The organism is Paenibacillus sp. KS1 (genome assembly GCF_001680695.1).
GTDB classification, from domain to species: Bacteria; Bacillota; Bacilli; order Paenibacillales; family Paenibacillaceae; genus Paenibacillus_B; species Paenibacillus_B suaedae.
The window spans coordinates 1-14662 of sequence record NZ_MAIS01000025.1; the positions used below are offsets into that span (position 1 = coordinate 1).

The 14662-nt window shown below is 47.1% G+C and carries 21 protein-coding genes; 2 read left to right on the plus strand and 19 right to left on the minus strand.

Annotation, left to right across the window (positions count from 1 at the left end):
• Positions 1-180: 180 nt before the first annotated feature.
• Positions 181-405 (minus strand): hypothetical protein, encoded by a 225-nt coding sequence (locus BBG47_RS10520; RefSeq protein ID WP_021256087.1) that lies wholly within the window; start codon positions 403-405, stop codon positions 181-183.
• A gap of 206 nt (positions 406-611) precedes the next feature.
• Positions 612-1217 carry a stage II sporulation protein M gene (locus BBG47_RS10525; RefSeq protein WP_065291707.1) on the minus strand — a complete coding sequence of 202 codons (606 nt, stop codon included), beginning with the start codon at positions 1215-1217 and terminating at the stop codon, positions 612-614.
• A 172-nt stretch (positions 1218-1389) separates the two neighbouring features.
• Between BBG47_RS10525 and pdaB the strand changes: the two genes are divergently transcribed.
• Positions 1390-2199, plus strand: a complete 810-nt coding sequence (pdaB, locus tag BBG47_RS10530) for a polysaccharide deacetylase family sporulation protein PdaB (RefSeq protein ID WP_021256085.1) — start codon at positions 1390-1392, stop codon at positions 2197-2199.
• A 38-nt stretch (positions 2200-2237) separates the two neighbouring features.
• On the opposite strand, the gene BBG47_RS10535 is transcribed toward pdaB, so the two are convergent.
• Positions 2238-2840 (minus strand): KinB-signaling pathway activation protein, encoded by a 603-nt coding sequence (locus BBG47_RS10535; RefSeq protein ID WP_065291708.1) that lies wholly within the window; start codon positions 2838-2840, stop codon positions 2238-2240.
• Positions 2841-2970: 130 nt separating this feature from the next.
• Between BBG47_RS10535 and gerD the strand changes: the two genes are divergently transcribed.
• The gene (gene gerD, locus BBG47_RS10540) at positions 2971-3651 is read left to right on the plus strand and encodes a spore germination lipoprotein GerD (protein WP_021256083.1); all 681 of its coding nucleotides are present in this window, start codon (positions 2971-2973) and stop codon (positions 3649-3651) included.
• 69 nt (positions 3652-3720) lie between these two features.
• Here the strand turns inward: gerD and BBG47_RS10545 are convergent, their stop codons facing one another.
• The 16 genes from BBG47_RS10545 to BBG47_RS10620 form a co-directional block, all read right to left on the minus strand.
• Complete coding sequence (locus tag BBG47_RS10545; protein ID WP_065291709.1) at positions 3721-4872, minus strand: Mrp/NBP35 family ATP-binding protein; 1152 nt, start codon at positions 4870-4872, stop codon at positions 3721-3723.
• Between the two features lie 70 nt (positions 4873-4942).
• Positions 4943-5725 (minus strand): N-acetylmuramoyl-L-alanine amidase CwlD, encoded by a 783-nt coding sequence (cwlD, locus tag BBG47_RS10550; RefSeq protein ID WP_175400512.1) that lies wholly within the window; start codon positions 5723-5725, stop codon positions 4943-4945.
• Positions 5726-5824: 99 nt separating this feature from the next.
• Positions 5825-7000 carry a sulfate adenylyltransferase gene (gene sat / locus BBG47_RS10555; RefSeq protein ID WP_065291711.1) on the minus strand — a complete coding sequence of 392 codons (1176 nt, stop codon included), beginning with the start codon at positions 6998-7000 and terminating at the stop codon, positions 5825-5827.
• Between the two features lie 76 nt (positions 7001-7076).
• Positions 7077-7769 (minus strand): phosphoadenylyl-sulfate reductase, encoded by a 693-nt coding sequence (locus BBG47_RS10560; protein ID WP_065291712.1) that lies wholly within the window; start codon positions 7767-7769, stop codon positions 7077-7079.
• Positions 7770-8027: 258 nt separating this feature from the next.
• On the minus strand, positions 8028-8420 hold the full coding sequence (gene rpsI, locus BBG47_RS10565; RefSeq protein ID WP_005544499.1) for a 30S ribosomal protein S9: 393 nt from the start codon (positions 8418-8420) through the stop codon (positions 8028-8030).
• 22 nt (positions 8421-8442) lie between these two features.
• Complete coding sequence (gene rplM, locus BBG47_RS10570) at positions 8443-8880, minus strand: 50S ribosomal protein L13 (protein ID WP_005544500.1); 438 nt, start codon at positions 8878-8880, stop codon at positions 8443-8445.
• A gap of 181 nt (positions 8881-9061) precedes the next feature.
• On the minus strand, positions 9062-9862 hold the full coding sequence (gene truA / locus BBG47_RS10575; protein ID WP_065291713.1) for a tRNA pseudouridine(38-40) synthase TruA: 801 nt from the start codon (positions 9860-9862) through the stop codon (positions 9062-9064).
• A 272-nt stretch (positions 9863-10134) separates the two neighbouring features.
• Entirely contained in the window at positions 10135-10500 is a 366-nt protein-coding gene (gene rplQ, locus BBG47_RS10580; RefSeq protein ID WP_021252438.1) for a 50S ribosomal protein L17, read from the minus strand.
• A 33-nt stretch (positions 10501-10533) separates the two neighbouring features.
• Entirely contained in the window at positions 10534-11478 is a 945-nt protein-coding gene (locus BBG47_RS10585) for a DNA-directed RNA polymerase subunit alpha (protein WP_021252439.1), read from the minus strand.
• Between the two features lie 138 nt (positions 11479-11616).
• The gene (gene rpsK / locus BBG47_RS10590) at positions 11617-12012 is read right to left on the minus strand and encodes a 30S ribosomal protein S11 (protein ID WP_021252440.1); all 396 of its coding nucleotides are present in this window, start codon (positions 12010-12012) and stop codon (positions 11617-11619) included.
• A gap of 19 nt (positions 12013-12031) precedes the next feature.
• Positions 12032-12400: a 30S ribosomal protein S13 gene (rpsM, locus tag BBG47_RS10595; protein ID WP_005544507.1), complete on the minus strand. Its 369-nt coding sequence runs from the start codon at positions 12398-12400 to the stop codon at positions 12032-12034.
• 20 nt (positions 12401-12420) lie between these two features.
• Complete coding sequence (gene rpmJ / locus BBG47_RS10600; protein WP_003333770.1) at positions 12421-12534, minus strand: 50S ribosomal protein L36; 114 nt, start codon at positions 12532-12534, stop codon at positions 12421-12423.
• A 101-nt stretch (positions 12535-12635) separates the two neighbouring features.
• Entirely contained in the window at positions 12636-12851 is a 216-nt protein-coding gene (infA, locus tag BBG47_RS10605) for a translation initiation factor IF-1 (RefSeq protein WP_005544522.1), read from the minus strand.
• Between the two features lie 2 nt (positions 12852-12853).
• The gene (locus tag BBG47_RS10610; RefSeq protein WP_021252441.1) at positions 12854-13165 is read right to left on the minus strand and encodes a KOW domain-containing RNA-binding protein; all 312 of its coding nucleotides are present in this window, start codon (positions 13163-13165) and stop codon (positions 12854-12856) included.
• Between the two features lie 9 nt (positions 13166-13174).
• Entirely contained in the window at positions 13175-13927 is a 753-nt protein-coding gene (gene map / locus BBG47_RS10615) for a type I methionyl aminopeptidase (RefSeq protein ID WP_065291714.1), read from the minus strand.
• A 3-nt stretch (positions 13928-13930) separates the two neighbouring features.
• Positions 13931-14575: an adenylate kinase gene (locus BBG47_RS10620; RefSeq protein WP_021252443.1), complete on the minus strand. Its 645-nt coding sequence runs from the start codon at positions 14573-14575 to the stop codon at positions 13931-13933.
• Positions 14576-14662 lie beyond the last annotated feature (87 nt).

The following is a 14662-nucleotide window of genomic DNA, read 5'->3' on the forward strand; positions in this document are numbered from 1 at the left end:
GGCGACTTTTATATCTTATCATTTCGTTCAGTTGTTGTCAACACTTTTTTAAAATGTTTTTTCAACCGTTCGTTATGATTGTTGTTCCCGCTCGCTTCATGTCGAAGTCGTTCAGAAGGGAACGAAAAATAATTTATCATATATTCGAAAACACGTCAACACTTTTTTAAAACTTTTTTATTACATAGTAACATTCCGATGATTTCTAGCATACTTGGACAGTTCTTTAGGTGATGCAATACGCGCGTACATGCGAAATACGGTACGGTATCGCTTCGATATCGCATCCCGTATTTCTGCCTCTAATCGCTTATCGCTTAAATCAAATAGCATCTCATCCAATTCCTTGCGCAGCATATAGCTCAATTCTTTACATTCTCTCTCATTGAACAAAAATCCTAGCATAACTGTCCGCATCCTCCCTTGACGACAATACCCCTGTCTTCGAACATAACGCTTACTTCCCCACTGCTTAACACTCTATAGTGTCTGCTTATAGGGAAGTAACTCGCACCCGCTTCTGTTCAATTACAGAAAGAATGGTGCCGCTTTACTGTTATGCTCATTTTTGAGCTGTTTTATCACAGGGAGGCGCGGATTCGTTTATCTAGTTAACCATTCATCAACCAGAAAGTTACGGTACTCTCAATAATAGCAGCAACTAGCAGCATTGCGGTTACCCATACCGCCCCTGCTCCAGTCTGCTTTATCCAATCCATAATCGTTGGCCCCTCAGCACGCATACGTCTGCTGAAGAATCGCTGCAAGATCAAGATACCAAATCTCATTCCATAAGCACCGGCAATTAGAATTGCAGGAATTTCAAGTATTCCATGCGGAAGTATACCCTTAATAATCGTGCTTGCTAAATCAAGACCCTGCGATTCCATAATTCGCAGCAGCAATCCGATCACCATTCCATTAATAATAAGGAACCCCGCTGGTACGATCCCTAATACGATCCCAGCAAACATGATCATGATAGCCTTAATCGCATTGTTATAGAAAATAAATACGAAGAAAGACAATTCTTGATTATCAGATTGCATCAATTGATCCCGCATACCTTGAATCCCCTTGAGCTGTTCCATGATGAAGCCCTCAAACCCGCTCCACTGATTGCCAAGCACATACCCTACAGCAAACAGCAACACAGCGGCAATGAGATACCAGCGCAACTGCTTCAGCGTATTCCACCACGATGAGAATCGAAGCATATTGTACACTCCTCCTTTCAGACTGACTTGCAGACATAATTCCATACACTCAGCATACAGTGTAGTAAACAAGCATGACAAGCTGCAGCTTGTCGACGGGCATTAGTATTAGGCAGCAAGATACCACCCTAGTTCGCCCCATTCAAAACGTTACGAGAGGAGCAGCCTTGGTATGAATAATTACTTTTATGTATTTAGCGGCAAGAAAATAAAGCGTGTATTTGTACTTGCAATTGCAATGCTATTCGCCGCTGGCGTCGTTTACGTAGAGAGCGACAATATTACCGTATTTTCAGAAGGCAGCAGCCCTTCCGCTATCTACAGCGTCCCAACTGATAAAAAGATGCTCGCCCTCACGTTCGATATTAGCTGGGGGGATACACGAGTTGAGCCAATTTTGCAGATCTTGCAGGAGAAGGGTGTAAAAAAAGCAACGTTCTTCCTCTCCTCCCCTTGGAGCAAGACGCATAGTGACCTCGTAAAGAAAATTGAGGCTGCTGGCTACGAAATTGGAAGTCACGGCCACAAGCATGACAATTACAGCAGCATGAGCGATGAAGAGATACGTAAGCAGATTCAGGCGGCCCACAATATTCTATCTGAAGTTACAGGGAAAGCACCGAATCTGATTCGTATGCCGAACGGTGACTTTGACAAGCGCGTCCTGCAAATTGCTAACAGTCTGAATTACAAGGTCATACAATGGGATACCGACTCATTGGATTGGAAAAATCCCGGGGTTGAAACGATCGTGAACCGCGTCGTTAGTAAAGCACATCCTGGAGACATTATTCTCATGCACGCTAGTGATTCATGCAAGCAAACCCATCTCGCCTTGCCGACCATTCTGGATCAATTGTCCGCAAAGGGATATGAGTTCGTTACGGTCTCTGAGCTGATTCAACAAACGGAAATGAAGAGCAAAACGATTCAGGATCAAGCAACGATGATGGAACATTTGCAAAATGCAGTAGGCATGTAACGGATGTAAAGGTATACAAAAAAGCTGACAGATTTCCGTCAGCTTTTTGCTGTGCCCACCAATCGATGCAGCATCAAGATTTGATATGCATTGCATATTGCGAGCGGTATGTAAACGAACCAGGTAGCCATATTTCCAATGTTAAGTGCCGACAGTGTCTCCACTGTGGTGATTGCAATCATGAAGAATAAGGTAGGAATGAGAGCTGTTGCATTTGTCGCTTTTACTTTCCAATAAGAAACAGCTACAGCAAGCACTAGGACAACTAAACCCAGCACGATATCCTCGTAACCCCCTCCACGTACTCCTTCTGGCCTGTTTCCCAGAAGCATGCGCAGGAACATTAGATCGAGTAGTGCAATCACGGTCAATAATACCTGAACATACGGCCATCCCTTCTTGAACAAGCCAATGGCAATATAGTTCAACGTCAGATATGCGAAGAATCCCATCTGCGAATAGACGCTGATCATACATCCGCTCAAGATTAACTGAAGCACATTAAGCAAAATATCCACTGGCCCTCTAAAATTGCCCATTTCTCCTTGAAATACCTGTAATGCGAGGCCAATGCCGAGACTGATTGCCCCACCAATACACGTAGTCGTCCAAAATAAATAAGACCATTTTTTCAAATTCATGGTGCTCCACCTCCGCAATGTTCATTATTTTACCAATGTTCTCAGCAAAAAACTATCATTGTCAAACATAATTCATAATTTCCTCCACATACTACGCGTGAGGACATGGACAGAAGGGAGCGAAGCTGTTATGAAGGCACCACTGGGCAAACTTGCGATCGTCAGTTTCGTCGTAATCGTGCTGTTGACCTCTTGCGGCATGGAGCAGCCCACACAAAGCAGTAATCTCGATTATAAAGAAGTTAAAACGATGGTTGTCGATATTTTAAAGACAGAGGAAGCGCAGAAGGCGATCCAATCCGGTCCATCTGGCGGAGGCGGCATGCAAGCCCAATCATTAAATATGCAGCAGCAGGAGCAGATCCGAACGGCAGTTAAGGATACACTTGTATCACCCGATTATGAGAAAGTCCTCGATAAAGTAATGAAAGATCCGAAGTTTGCCGGGGAATTCGCCAAGGCGGTAAGCAAGGAAAACAAACAAATCCTGAAGACTTTAATGAAAGACCCAGAGTATCAGAAGGACTTTGGCGACATTGTTAAATCTCCAGACATGATGAAGTCTTATTTGGATATGATGAAGACACCAGAGTATCGCAAACAGCTACAGACTGTAATGAAAGATGCTTTGAATAGCCCTATATTTAAGCTTGAAATCATGGACTTATTAGGGAAGGTCGTTAAAGAAGAATTGCAGCCGAAGGAAAAAGAAAAAGAAAAGGAAGGAAAGAAAAAAGGTGGGGAAAAGGAAAAGCAAGGCGGTGAGAGTGAGGGTGGATCGGAAGAAGAAGGTGGTAGTGGAGAAGGCTAGGAGCCCACTCTTTCCCCCTCTATTCCTCACTTATGGAGAGGCACTCATGATGAGGCCTCTCCGACATTGTTAGGCCTGCACAACTTGCATCTTCGCATCAACGGCAGCCGCCAACTCATCGAATTGCTTGCCAATTGACGAATCTGCCTTATATACAGAAGGAGCATAATCCGGTTCTGCAGGATGATTGTCTGGAGCGCCGAGCGGAAGCTGCGCAAGCAGGTCAACATGAAGCTCATCTGCCAGCTTAGCACCGCCCCCTCGTCCAAATACATATTGCTTCTCGCCACAAGAACCGCATTCCAGATAGGACATATTTTCGACGATACCGATAATCTCATGCTTCGTATGAATGGCCATCGTGCCTGCTCGAGCCGCAACGAAGGCAGCTGTCGCATGTGGTGTCGTTACGATGATCTCTTGGCTATGCGGTATCATTTGGTGAATATCCAAGGCTACATCCCCCGTACCTGGAGGCAAGTCAAGAAGCATGTAATCAAGCTCCCCCCACTGCACTTCTTGGAAGAAATTCCGCAGCATCTTGCCAAGCATTGGACCGCGCCATACGACCGGACTATTGTCCTCTACGAAGAAACCCATGGACATCACCTTCACTCCGAAGCGCTCCTGTGGAATGATATAGTTGTCTACAACGACAGGGCGGTCTTCAATCCCCATCATGTCAGGTACACTGAATCCATATATGTCTGCATCTATTAGGCCAACACGTTTGCCGAGACGAGCGAGCGCAACCGCAAGGTTCACGGTCACTGTCGATTTGCCAACTCCACCTTTGCCGCTGGCAATTGCGATAAATTTCACTCCAGATGCCGGATCCAAGATAGGATGCTGTTCTAATCCAGCACCGTGTCCACGAGGAGCACTCCCTTCTTGGGAATCACGGCCATTACCCGCATGATCGGTTGCTGATTGCCCGCTTTGTACCGCTATTCCAGCTGCACTCAGCTCAGCTTCAGATGCGATGCGAGTACGAACATATACATTGTGCAGCTCAATTGCTGCTAGACGCTCCTTAATCTGTCCGACTAGCGCCTCTCTAGCGGCTGCATCTGCTGCTTGTGGCGCTACGATTGCCGTCAGCTTCACTTCATCTTCCTTAATCATCATATCGCGAATCCAATGAAGGCTTGTCATGTCTTGTCCCGACACTGGTTCCTGCAAACCCTGCAGTGATTGCAGCACTTCTTCTTTCGTCGTCATGATGGCACCTCGTCTCCTATGAAGTTCAGATCGGTCACTATGTAACCGTTTCTATTATAGCATAAGGTCATCATTTTCCAGTTTTTTCTCCTGCAATATATCGCAGAATTCCCTTGTAGATCGATGCAGCTAGCTTCCGCTGATATTCTTCATTCGCCAGACTCCGTGACTCTTCTGGGTTCGATAAGAAGCCTGACTCCACCAACACAGCTGGGATCGAAATATGATCCATAAAATAGAGCTTCCGATCTGTAGGCTTGGCCTCCCGATCCGTATTGGCCAGATTCGTACGAATTTCAGCTTGAATCCACTTCGCAAGCTGTTCATTACCCGGATGGCGATTCGTATAGAAAGCCTGTGCTCCACTCCAGCGAGAAGAAGGTACGCTGTTCATATGCAAGCTAATGACAACATCCGCTTTCTTCTCCTCGATATAACCAACACGCTTCTTCAAGTCCTCTGCCTTCCTGCGGGAGTATCCCTTAGTGTCCTTATCCGCCAAATCATAGTCCCCTTCCCGGGTCATGACCACAATAGCCCCAGCTTGCTGCAAGTAATCACGAAGAAGTAGTGCAATCGTTAGGTTAATGTCCTTCTCTAATAACCCCTCGCGACCAACAGCCCCGCCATCTACTCCACCATGCCCTGCGTCGATAGCAATCACTCTGCCCGATAGAGGAATGGACCAATAGGTCCATGTCTTCGTTACCGGCATCTCCATCGTCATCACAACAACGACTAGAAGCAGCAAGCATAAACTTATTAACCAGCGACGGACATTTCGCAGTGGTATCCATAAGATTGACGTATGTCTTCGCTTCTGACTGCTTTGTTCCCAATTTACTTTTTTCACAAAAAAAGCCCACCTCCGCTCCATAAAGACTTCTAATCATCTATATGGGACGAGGTGGACAAATATACGTTAACGATCCACAGGTTCCTCTATATTCAATTACTTTTGGGCAGTTGTTGAGTGTGCCATGCCTTCGATCAGAATGCGTGCCACCTCAGGTCTTGAGAATTCAGGGGGTGGACATGTACCGTCACGCAATAGCGCACGCACCTTCGTTCCGGATAGGGTCAAATGATGGGTTGCATCATGAGGACAGGTCTTGCTGGAGGCCATACCTCCACATGTCTTACAGTAGAAGCTGTGCTCGAAGAATAACGGCTGAATCCCCAATTCTTCGGGTTCGAAGGAGCTGAAGATATGCTGGGCGTCATACGTGCCATAATAATCGCCCACACCTGCATGGTCTCGGCCAACAATGAAGTGGGTGCAGCCGTAATTTTTTCTCACAATGGCATGGAATACAGCTTCTCTTGGTCCTGCATAACGCATCGCAGCTGGGAATACCCCAAGAAACACGCGATTCTCTGGATAATAATTCGCCAGTAGCGCTTCATAACTGCGCATACGCACATCAGCCGGGACGTCATCAGACTTCGTTTCCCCTACAAGCGGATTTAGAAATAGAGCATCCACAATCTCCATCGCACTCTTTTGGATGTACTCATGAGCTCGATGCACCGGATTTCGCGTTTGGAAACCTACAACAGTTCTCCAGCCTCTGTCCGCAAACAATTGCCGCGTCTCCACAGGATCAAAATAATATTGGGAAAATTGCTCCGGCTGTCTGCGCTTCAATACAGATACTTTGCCTCCCACATATGTAGAAGGACGCTTTAGCAGCTTCTCCACTCCTGGATGTGCTGTATCCATCGTTCTGTACACTTGTTCTGCTTCATGCAGTAAATCAGCCTGGTATATGCTCTCTATTTCAATAACCCCATACAACTCCCCGTCTCCTTCCCCAACAAGCGCAGCTGGTCTTCCTGTGCTAAGCGTCTTAGCTGCCTCATCCGAGACTGCCAGTGTAATAGGTAAGCTCCATACCGTTCCATTCGCCAATCTCATCTGGTCTACAACACTTTTGTAGTCATCTTCATTCATAAAGCCTTCAAGGGGAGAAAAAGCACCTACCCCTATCATTTCGATATCCGATAATGTACGTGCATCGAGCGATATGCGCGGCAGAGCTGCCGCTTCATTGCGCTTCTGCTCCTTCTCGTCTTCTGGAACCATTCGATTGATTAGTTTACCTCCGTGAGGCTCAATTGTTGACATCTTCTTAGCACCTCTCCTCTGCATGTGGAAATAGTACCATTCTTTATTAGCAAATCAAATGGTACCCACGCACTTATTACTTGTGAAGCCCACATTCTATTTTCGCTGATCCTGACCAACGTCCAGCCCTTGGATCTTCACCTGCTTGAACGGCGCGCGTACAATAGGAGCATCCTATACTGGGATATCCTTGGTCATGTAGGGGGTTATAAATGATATCGTTAGTGCGGATATAGTTCCATACATCTTCTGATGTCCAAGCAGCTAATGGATTGAATTTGATGAGGCCGAATTTCGAGTCGTATTCTACTTTTCGTGTATTGGCTCGTGTTGGGGCTTGATCTCTTCGAATACCGGTAATCCATGCATCATATTTGCTCAGAATGCCAGTGAGTGGTTCGACTTTACGCAGATTGCAGCATTGGTTGGGATTACTAAGCCACAATTCATCACCGTATGTCTCGGATTGCTCTTCAGGGGTAAGTTGCGGGGTGACGCGTACAAAGTTTAAACTGTAACGCTCCGTAATGCGATCTCTTGTCTCGTATGTCTCTTGAAAATGAAAATCCGTATCCAAGTAAAAAATATCGGTCGAAGGACTGATCCGCTGCAGCATGTCTACAAGCACAACATCCTCCGCACCAAAGCTACAAGCGAACGTAATATTCGGGAACGCCTTAACAGCCCAAGCGATTACCTCTTCCGGATTGGACTGCTCATATTGCTCCGCCTTCTCATGTACAAGAGCCTCTTTCTCCAATAAATTCATTTTCGCATCCTCCACATACTCACCTTTTATTCCTAGTATTTTGGTATGTTTTGTATAATTAATAATTATAGATCGTTTCTTTGCTTTGTCAATTCGAAATTTACAAAGAGATAGACATATGATTACAGCCTATTCCGGCTAAATGTCCTAGGTGCGGGAAAAGTGGAGTGTATACAGATTCCAGAGCAGCTCTTAACATACAAAAAAGCCCTCCTTGGCCAAGGGCCAAGAAAGGGCTGTATGTTCGGTAATCCAATCTTAACGTTTGGAGAACTGAGGTGCGCGACGAGCTGCTTTAAGACCGTATTTCTTACGCTCTTTCATACGAGGGTCGCGAGTCAAGAATCCTGCTTTTTTCAAAGCTGGACGAAGCTCAGGGTCAGCCTTGAGCAATGCACGGGAAATGCCGTGACGGATTGCGCCTGCTTGACCGGAGATACCGCCGCCATGAGCCAATACCAACACGTCGTATTTACCGAGTGTTTCTGTAAGGTTCAATGGTTGCTTCACGATAAGCTTCAATGTTTCCAAACCAAAGTATTCATTAAGGTCACGTTTGTTGATCACGATGCGGCCTTCGCCTGGTACAAGGCGAACACGCGCTACGGAATGCTTACGACGACCTGTCCCATAGTATTGTACTTGTGCCATGAAACTGTCCTCCCTTTATTTATTATCCGCGAAGTTCGTAAACTTCAGGTTGTTGTGCTTGATGTGGATGCTCAGCGCCTGCATATGCTTTAACGCGAAGCTTCATTTTGTTACCCATGCGAGTCTTAGGCAACATCCCTTGAACAGCAAGTTCGATCATACGCTCTGGCTTGTTGTTCAACATTTCTTGTGCAGATGTCACTTTCAAACCGCCTGGATAGTGGGAGTGACGATAGTATTTCTTGTCAGTCAATTTCTTACCTGTCAACACGATTTTCTCAGCGTTGATGATAACAACGAAATCACCGCCGTCAACATGTGGCGTGAAAGTTGGTTTGTGTTTGCCGCGAATAAGTGCAGCTGCTTCGCTCGCCAAGCGGCCAAGTGTCTTGCCTTCAGCGTCGATAATGAACCATTTGCGCTCAACGTCAGCTGGCTTCGCCATGTAAGTGGTACGCATGAAATATCCTCCTTAATAACATTCGTTCCTGTCTAGCTTGTGTATATTCATTCAATCGTTGATTTTCATTCATGAACTGCAATCTGCAGTGTGATTTCTTTGGGGGGCTGTGGGAAAGCCTAAAGAAACACAAATGTTATTTTACAATAGATTAGGGCATATTGCAAGAAAATATTTCGATTCACTCGGATACGTTGTTTATGGACTCAAGTCGCTCTTCGCCACCGTATTCCACGCTCCACAGCATCAATCCATGCGGAACCGCCAATGGACCTGCCACTTGTCGATTCTTCGCTTCCAAGATGCGTGGGATGTCATGCGGTGCAAGCTTACCCTGGCCCACCCGTATCAGTGTGCCTGCAATGATGCGAACCATATTGTATAAGAAACCATTGCCTGTCACTACGATATGAATGCGACCGCGGCCTTCTTCCCCCGTTACGCTCGGTTCATATTCGATGTGGGCGTCATAGATCGTACGGACATTACTCACCTTCGTCGACTTCGGAGAAGTAAACGAAGTAAAGTCATGTTCCCCTACTATATGAGTAATGGCTTCTTGCATTGCACGGACATCCAGAGGCTTCGGGTAAAAGAACTCGGTTAACCTCCGGAATACATCCGGCTTCCGCTCTGCAATGATGGAGTAGCGGTATGTCTTCCGCTTCGACGAGTAACGAGAATGGAATGACAATGGCGCCTCCCACGTCTCACGGATGACAATGTCATCCGGCAAACGCGAATTGATCGCAATCGTCCACCGGTCAATCGGAATCGCCGATTCGGTCATGAAGTGAAATACTTGGCCGTAAGCATGCACCCCTGCATCTGTCCGACCCGAAGCATGAATGCTTATGGATTCATTCGTCAGCATCTTGATAGCTTGCTCAATACGACCCTGTATCGTGTCTTCATTCGGCTGTATCTGAAAACCGCTGTAAGCTGTTCCATCGTAACTTACAAGCATTCCTACGTTACGCATGAAGACTCCTTTCATTCACTGCTCTGTGAACAGGCAGTCGCCACTATCTCTATTCGCATAAAGACAGCCGCTGCATTGCGTATTCTCGCATTCATTCACCACATGAAATATATAGCACATAAATTCATAAGTGGAATCATTGCAAGAGTCAAGACAGGAAGCCAACAGAAGTTGGCTCCAATCCTAACACAGTTAAAAAGAAAAGCTCCTCATGGGAGCCTTCTTTTTACGACGCTGTTACACGACGTATTGAACGTATTCTGCAACCGCAATTACACGCGGTCAACCAGTTCCAAATAAACCATAGGCGCGGAGTCGCCACGGCGTGGTCCCAGTTTCATGATACGTGTGTAGCCACCTGGACGCTCTGCGTAACGTGGTGCAAGCTCCGAGAACAGCTTTTGGATTGCATCTTGTTCACCGTTCAACGTTTCGCGACGAACGAATGCTGCCACCTGACGGCGAGCATGCAAGTCACCGCGTTTCGCCAACGTGATCAACTTCTCAGCGATGGAACGAACTTCTTTCGCTTTCGCTTCAGTTGTTTGGATGCGCTCATATAAGAACAAGTCAGTAACCATGTCGCGGAACAAAGCTTTACGCGCGCTAGAGTCACGACCCAACTTTTGGTATGCCATTGCTATTTCCCCTCCTTCTTTGCCAAGTCCCGTTTAGTCTTCCATGCGTAAGCCCAATCCGAGTTCTTCGAGCTTCTCTTGAACTTCTTCCAAAGATTTGCGGCCCAAGTTGCGAACCTTCATCATATCTTCTTCAGTTTTCGTAATCAGCTCTTGAACCGTATTGATGCCGGCACGTTTCAAGCAGTTATAGGAACGAACGGAGAGATCCAGCTCTTCGATAGTCATCTCAAGAACTTTCTCTTTCTTATCTTCCTCTTTTTCAACCATGATTTCCGCGTCTTTCGCTTCGTCAGTCAGTCCAACGAAGAGCATCAGATGCTCTGTAAGGATCTTCGCGCCGAGGCTAACCGCTTCTTCCGGTCGAATGCTTCCGTCACTCCATACTTCAAGCATCAGCTTGTCGTAGTTCGTTACTTGACCAACACGAGTGTTCTCTACTGTGTAGTTTACACGCGAGATTGGTGTGTAGATCGAATCAACTGGAATTACGCCGATAGGCTGATCTTCCCGTTTGTTGCGATCTGCTTGTACGTAACCACGTCCACGATTCGCATAGATGCGCATATGGAGTCTGGAACCTTGTGATAATGTCGCAATGCGGAGATCCGGGTTCAAAATTTCCACATCACTATCCGCTCGAATATCGCCAGCCGTTACTACCCCTTCGCCTTCCGCATCGATTTCGAGAATTTTCTCTTCATCAGAGTGGATTTTCAGCGACAAGGCCTTCAAGTTCAAGATAATCTCAGTTACGTCTTCATAGACTCCTGGAATTGTCGAGAACTCGTGCAAGACACCGTCGATTTGAACGGACGTCACTGCTGCACCGGGCAACGAGGAGAGGAGAATACGGCGCAGGGAGTTACCCAGCGTCGTACCGTATCCACGCTCTAAAGGTTCTACGACAAATTTGCCGTATGTGCCTTCCTCATTGACTTCCACGGTTTCAATCTTCGGCTTTTCGATCTCAATCACTATATAACCCTCCTTAAAACGTCGCTGGCGTTCATTAACGTCAAACACCTACGGTCGGTCGATTCATGCAGTATGCCTAAACAACCATTCTTCCCAACAGGCGCTAGCTTAATACTACACGCATCGGTGTTGCCGTCATTATACGCGACGACGTTTTGGTGGGCGGCAGCCGTTGTGCGGGATTGGCGTTACGTCTTTGATCATGCTAACTTCCAAACCTGCAGCTTGCAGAGAACGGATGGCAGCTTCACGACCTGCGCCTGGGCCTTTAACCATAACTTCTACCGTCTTCATGCCATGTTCCATAGCAGCTTTTGCTGCGGATTCAGCAGCCATTTGAGCTGCGAATGGCGTAGATTTACGGGAGCCTTTATAGCCCAAACCGCCGGAGCTAGCCCAAGAAATTGCGTTGCCGTGTGGATCCGTGATTGTCACGATCGTGTTGTTGAACGTGGAACGGATATGAGCCACACCAGTCTCAATATTTTTACGGTCACGACGTTTAGTACGTACGACTTTTTTTGGTTTTGCCATTGCTACTTATCCCCCCTTATTACTTCTTCTTGTTCGCTACAGTACGACGAGGGCCTTTACGTGTACGAGCATTTGTTTTCGTGCGTTGTCCACGAACAGGCAATCCACGGCGATGACGGATACCACGATAGCATCCGATTTCAACCAAACGCTTCAAGTTCAGAGAAATCTCACGACGAAGGTCACCTTCAACCTTAACCGTTTTGTCAATCAGCTCACGAATTTTGTTTACCTCATCTTCCGTCAAATCGCGAACGCGAGTATCAGGGTTAACGCCAGCCTCAGCAATTACCTTTTTAGAAGTTGTTTTACCAATACCAAAAATGTATGTCAAGGCGATCTCAACGCGTTTATCCCGTGGCAAGTCTACACCAGCTATACGAGCCATTTACGCTACACCCCCTTCTATTATCCTTGTTTTTGTTTGTGTTTCGGATTTTCACAGATTACCATAACGTTGCCTTTGCGACGAATGACTTTGCATTTCTCGCAAATGGGCTTAACAGAAGGTCTTACCTTCATGCTGAATACCTCCCAGTTTCTCAAGTAGCACGTCAAACCGTCTTCCTGACGCGTGAACGGCCTGCAAGTTCATGCAAGCGCGACTCGGAACGATCCGAGCACTACTTCCGATATGTGATGCGACCTTTACTCAAATCGTATGGCGACAGTTGAACGACCACTTTGTCCCCCGTCAGGATACGGATGAAATGCATCCGCAGCTTTCCGGAAACGTGGGCAAGAATTTGGTGACCATTCTCCAGCTCAACACGGAACGTTGCATTCGGCAACGGTTCAATTACAACACCTTCAACTTCAATTACATCTTCCTTGGCCAACGTCATTCTCCTTTCTCATCAGCATGTGCAGCGGCTTGTTGTTCAGCATACTTCGCTATAACATAACGAAGCTTGCTGTTCGTTACCCGTCCGCTTTCGTGTAAACTATGGACAACTTCATGGCTAATTGCAGGTTGCAATTCGAGATGAAGCAAGTTTTTACGCTTTGGTTGATCAAACTTTCGTTTGTCTCCGTCCGCTATCTTGACGTAGCGCGACTCCTCAATATCAATGATAACCGCATATTTGCTTTCATCACGACCCTGAAGAACCTTGACGAATTGGCCGAGACGCGGAGTGGAATATTCATTCATGCCTCTCACCTACTCAACCAGCTTCGTCAAAATTTCGCATCCGTCCGGCGTTACAGCCACCGTATGCTCGAAATGAGCACACCATGAACTGTCCACCGTCACGACCGTCCAGTTGTCAGTGAGCGTTTTGACGTGACGCCCACCGGCAATGACCATCGGCTCAATCGCGAGCGCCATGCCCGGTTTCAAGCGTGGTCCGCGGTCCGGAATGCCGTAGTTCGGAATTTGCGGCTCTTCATGAAGCTCCGCACCGATTCCGTGTCCGACATATTCCCGTACAACGGAAAAACCTGCATCCTCGATCACGCGTTGAATCGCGTGCGATATCGTGTACAACCGTACATCCGGTTTAACCAGCGCTAAGCCAGCATAAAGTGATTGCTCCGTTACGTCAAGCAGCTGCTGAGCTGCCTCCGTTATCTTCCCAACCCCATATGTCCAGGCAGAGTCACCGTGATATCCGCGGTATTCCGCACCGATGTCGATGCTGATGATGTCGCCTTCGTTTAACTTGCGCTTTCCGGGAATGCCGTGAACCAGTTCTTCGTTCACTGACGCGCAAATGCTGCCGGAAAAACCGTTGTAGCCCTTGAAAGAAGGTGTTGCTCCTTGGCTGCGAATAAACAATTCCGCGATCGAATCAAGCTCGAGAGTGGTAATCCCTGGCTCAATCGTTTTCGCTAAAAGACGATGCGTTTCCGCAACAATTCGCCCAGCTTCCCTCATGAAGCCTAACTCCACTTCGGACTTACAAATGATCATGGTTTAACCCCGCAGTAAAGATACGATTTCTGACGTGACCGTATCAATTTCCTTCTCCCCGTCAACCTGACGCAACAAGCCTTTGTCCTCATAGTATGCGAGCAAAGGTGCCGTTTTGTTGATGTACTCATCAAGACGTGTGCCGACTTTCTCTTCGGAATCATCCGAACGTTGGTACAGCTCGCCTTGACACTTATCACAAACGCCCTCTTGTTTAGGCGGGTTGTAGATGACATGGTACGTCGCGCCGCAAGACTTGCAAATGCGTCGTCCTGTAAGACGCGCCAGCAGTAAATCGCGGTCAACGCTCAGGTTGATGACATGATCAAGACTGCGATTCAGTTCTACCAAGATGCTATTCAACGCTTCAGCTTGCGCCAATGTGCGCGGGAAACCATCCAGAAGGAACCCTTTCTCGCAATCAGGTTGTGCAAGGCGCTCTCGCACGATGCCTACCGTCACGTCATCTGGAACGAGCAGACCCTGATCAATGTACTCTTTAGCCTTCAATCCGATAGGAGTGCCTTCTCCAATTGCTTTGCGGAATGCGTCTCCTGTCGAGATATGAGGAACGCCGAATTGTTCTACGATGCGCTCGGCCTGTGTTCCTTTTCCTGCCCCAGGAGGCCCCATGAATAGAATGTTCATCGAATGTCACTCCCTTTATGGTAAGCACAGGCTTAACTTCGTCGGAAGTGGGGTGCTTCGATGCCATTCGTTAAGCCTCTGCTCTAC

What these genes read in the sequence shown, in the direction of transcription:
- BBG47_RS10520 (WP_021256087.1), bottom strand. Translation starts at nt 405, where the DNA reads ATGCTAGGATTTTTGTTCAATGAGAGAGAATGTAAAGAATTGAGCTAT.
- BBG47_RS10525 (WP_065291707.1), bottom strand. Translation starts at nt 1,217, where the DNA reads ATGCTTCGATTCTCATCGTGGTGGAATACGCTGAAGCAGTTGCGCTGG.
- pdaB (WP_021256085.1), top strand. Translation starts at nt 1,390, where the DNA reads ATGAATAATTACTTTTATGTATTTAGCGGCAAGAAAATAAAGCGTGTA.
- BBG47_RS10535 (WP_065291708.1), bottom strand. Translation starts at nt 2,840, where the DNA reads ATGAATTTGAAAAAATGGTCTTATTTATTTTGGACGACTACGTGTATT.
- gerD (WP_021256083.1), top strand. Translation starts at nt 2,971, where the DNA reads ATGAAGGCACCACTGGGCAAACTTGCGATCGTCAGTTTCGTCGTAATC.
- BBG47_RS10545 (WP_065291709.1), bottom strand. Translation starts at nt 4,872, where the DNA reads ATGACGACGAAAGAAGAAGTGCTGCAATCACTGCAGGGTTTGCAGGAA.
- sat (WP_065291711.1), bottom strand. Translation starts at nt 7,000, where the DNA reads ATGTCAACAATTGAGCCTCACGGAGGTAAACTAATCAATCGAATGGTT.
- BBG47_RS10560 (WP_065291712.1), bottom strand. Translation starts at nt 7,769, where the DNA reads ATGAATTTATTGGAGAAAGAGGCTCTTGTACATGAGAAGGCGGAGCAA.
- rpsI (WP_005544499.1), bottom strand. Translation starts at nt 8,420, where the DNA reads ATGGCACAAGTACAATACTATGGGACAGGTCGTCGTAAGCATTCCGTA.
- rplM (WP_005544500.1), bottom strand. Translation starts at nt 8,880, where the DNA reads ATGCGTACCACTTACATGGCGAAGCCAGCTGACGTTGAGCGCAAATGG.
- truA (WP_065291713.1), bottom strand. Translation starts at nt 9,862, where the DNA reads ATGCGTAACGTAGGAATGCTTGTAAGTTACGATGGAACAGCTTACAGC.
- rplQ (WP_021252438.1), bottom strand. Translation starts at nt 10,500, where the DNA reads ATGGCATACCAAAAGTTGGGTCGTGACTCTAGCGCGCGTAAAGCTTTG.
- rpsK (WP_021252440.1), bottom strand. Translation starts at nt 12,012, where the DNA reads ATGGCAAAACCAAAAAAAGTCGTACGTACTAAACGTCGTGACCGTAAA.
- rpsM (WP_005544507.1), bottom strand. Translation starts at nt 12,400, where the DNA reads ATGGCTCGTATAGCTGGTGTAGACTTGCCACGGGATAAACGCGTTGAG.
- rpmJ (WP_003333770.1), bottom strand. Translation starts at nt 12,534, where the DNA reads ATGAAGGTAAGACCTTCTGTTAAGCCCATTTGCGAGAAATGCAAAGTC.
- BBG47_RS10610 (WP_021252441.1), bottom strand. Translation starts at nt 13,165, where the DNA reads ATGAATGAATATTCCACTCCGCGTCTCGGCCAATTCGTCAAGGTTCTT.
- map (WP_065291714.1), bottom strand. Translation starts at nt 13,927, where the DNA reads ATGATCATTTGTAAGTCCGAAGTGGAGTTAGGCTTCATGAGGGAAGCT.
- BBG47_RS10620 (WP_021252443.1), bottom strand. Translation starts at nt 14,575, where the DNA reads ATGAACATTCTATTCATGGGGCCTCCTGGGGCAGGAAAAGGAACACAG.